The organism is Bacteroidota bacterium, from assembly GCA_030706565.1.
In the GTDB taxonomy this organism is placed as follows: domain Bacteria; phylum Bacteroidota; class Bacteroidia; order Bacteroidales; family JAUZOH01; genus JAUZOH01.
Window position 1 is genome coordinate 1 of sequence record JAUZOH010000473.1, and the last position, 2,711, is coordinate 2,711.

The 2,711-nt window shown below is 39.4% G+C and carries 2 protein-coding genes; both read right to left on the reverse strand.

Features of this window, described 5'->3' with window-relative positions; translation table 11 throughout:
• The coding region (locus Q8907_15685; GenBank protein ID MDP4275712.1) for an alpha-N-acetylglucosaminidase at positions 1-2,183 on the reverse strand (2,183 nt) is incomplete at its 3' end.
• Positions 2,184-2,211: 28 nt separating this feature from the next.
• Positions 2,212-2,711, reverse strand: a 500-nt coding sequence (locus Q8907_15690; protein MDP4275713.1) for a DUF5009 domain-containing protein, incomplete at its 5' end; no start/stop codon positions are given.

Consider the following 2,711-nt stretch of genomic DNA (forward strand, 5'->3'; position numbering starts at 1 on the left):
ATTTTCCTGTATTTTTTATATAATGCTTGCACCGTTTTTATGCAATCGCCGGATGGTTTTACAGGATAATCTTTTTGACTGTTTACCCAGTTCCATTCCCAGTTCTTTATTTCTTTTTGAAATTCAACAGTATTCATTTCCTGGCCGGATAAAAGGGCTTGTTTAGCTTTCTGGAAAAATTTCTGCCAACGGACCTTGTAAAAATCGCTTAATAATCCGCTCCACTGTCTGCATGAATATTCGTTTAAAGGAGAATTCATATTTCCCCATAAGGTGATGAGGTCGCGGGCATTGCGTTCGTATAAGGTTTTTTCCTGTTGGTTTGTAGCACGGCTCTTAGCACTTGCTATCCATCGGCCCAGTAAAAAATCTTTCCTGGTGGCAACTAATTTGTCCATGTCATCAATTAATTCCAGGAATTTTGAACTGTATTTATCAAACTCAGCAATATTTTTCTGCCTGTAAGCATTAACCCATTTCTTTTGCAATGGCAATGCATAATTTGCAAGTACCTGACGGGTGACGTCCACTAGATCAAATTGAAATCCGTCCCTGTTTTTACAGGTTTCAATGGCTTCCATTAAATGATCCCAGGCTGGCAATAATTGGGCAGAGGGGTAATTAAGCCGTGTATTGGTACAGCGGGCTAAAGAATCAAACGTTGGCCGGCCGGTAATAATTGATTCTGAACCGTCTCTAATTACTTTGCCATTGTAAGCTGTTTCTTTTAAAATTTGCCATGCTTTTATCGTATTTGGGTTGATATTGCCATAACGGTTGTGGATATATGATTTCAACCAATTATCAAGGTCTATTGGTTTATTTGTCCAGGTATTAGCCGTCATTAGTTCGTACAAAACCGGATTTTGTTCAATGGCTTCCATGGTGAGGCCTATACCTGCCATTTTCCCGGAGGCCGGATTGTTCAAAGCCTTGGCCGGTTCATTTGCAACATTTTCCAAACAACCGAACATGTTGACATTTCCGCCAAAATTATTGAGCATGTTCCATATCCACGGTTTACCATAAAAAGCATTGGTTTTTTTCCACATAGGTTGCATTTCGGCAAAAAGGTCAAGGATGATCATACGATCATTTGGAACTGCATTTAGCAAAGCACTTACCTGCGGGGCTTTCCAGAAATTACGGTCATTATAAAATAACCAGCCCTGCATGACCCAAACGGCTTTGGGATCGGCTTTTTCCATTCCCTGATATACCCGGGCACTAAGGTTGGCCAGAGAAGTAGAATCGTTTGAGGGTGGCCTGTTCTCATTGAATGTATCCGATGAATAAAGATGATCCGTACCAAAAACTTCGGTTTGCTTTTCCAGGAATTTTTTACCTATGTACGTAAATATCGTATCCTCAGGATCAAGAATATAAGTGTCGGCAAAACCGTTATGCCAGTTTGTCTGTTTTAATCTGGCATTGGGAAAATGTTTTATAAATGAAGCAGGCACATGCCCGGTAAAAGCCGGCAGAACAGGTTTCATCCCCAATTCCCGTTCCCGTTGTAAGATTTTTTGTTGCAAATCTTTCTGGTTTTTCATCCAGGTAAAGGATAAAGGCCCTCCCCAACTGTCCAGGTTTCCCATCCAGAACCAGGAGAAATATGCTGGGCCGCAGAAAAATGAATCCAGCTCGCTGTCTTTGAATCCTAATTTTTTGTAAACTTCATGCCAGATATATTCTTCTCCGGTGATAGCCAGCGGCATATTTATTCCGTGCAAAGCCATCCAGTCAATTTCTTTTTCCCATCTGTCCCAATTCCACCAGCTCATGCTGTAATTGAAGGTACAATAATTTAAGTAATACCTGTATTTATAGGGGGAAGCCTTTCTGATTTTTGAATGAACAGCAGGAAGGGTGGCGGGAAGATGAAGATTAACTCCATTCCATGTAATCTGGCAGTGACAAACCTCATTGAGGTAATAATAAAAAGCAGAGGCAATACTTACTCCATTATTGCCCGACAAAACAATTTTATTGTTCCTGCTTTCTATTTGAAAGGTATCTTTCCCATTCTCATTATTTAAAGGTTTTATTACAAATTGTGCCGCATGATTCGGGAGGATACGTTTTATCAGATTTTCCGCAGCTTTTGTGTTCAGTTGGGCGTTTACCCCAGCGAAAAAGCTGATTAAGATAAAGGTTAGAATTACTTTCAGGTTTATATTCATGATTTTTATTGAATAGTTTTTTATTTAATTATACTTTCAGAAACCATTTTTTTAGATATAAAAAATATAATAAGGCCAGTTGAATCAGCAGTATTCCTGTTCCCAACCAAACGGGTTGCCAGGCTGCAGGACTGAATTGAATTAATCCGTTGAATAGAAATGAAGCAGTCGATGAAAAATTGATAATCCCATGAGCAGCCATATATATTAAAATGGAATTCATTCCTATCCAAACGAAAGGCATGCTCCATTTTTTATAGTTCATTACATCGATAATAAAGTAGAATATAAAAAGCAGAATCAGGCTCCACCCCCCTGCATAGAGGACAAATGAACTTGTCCACAAATTTTTGTTAATCGGGAAAACCAGGTTCCATAATGCACCGAAACCTAATAGTATAATTCCTGCTAATCCGATGTATAGGCTTTTACGAAGCTTTGTCCATTTTTCATTATTCATCCGGAGAAACTGGCCGGTGAAAATGCCGAGCATGGCTGTTCCAATGGCCGGGATATTGGATAATAATC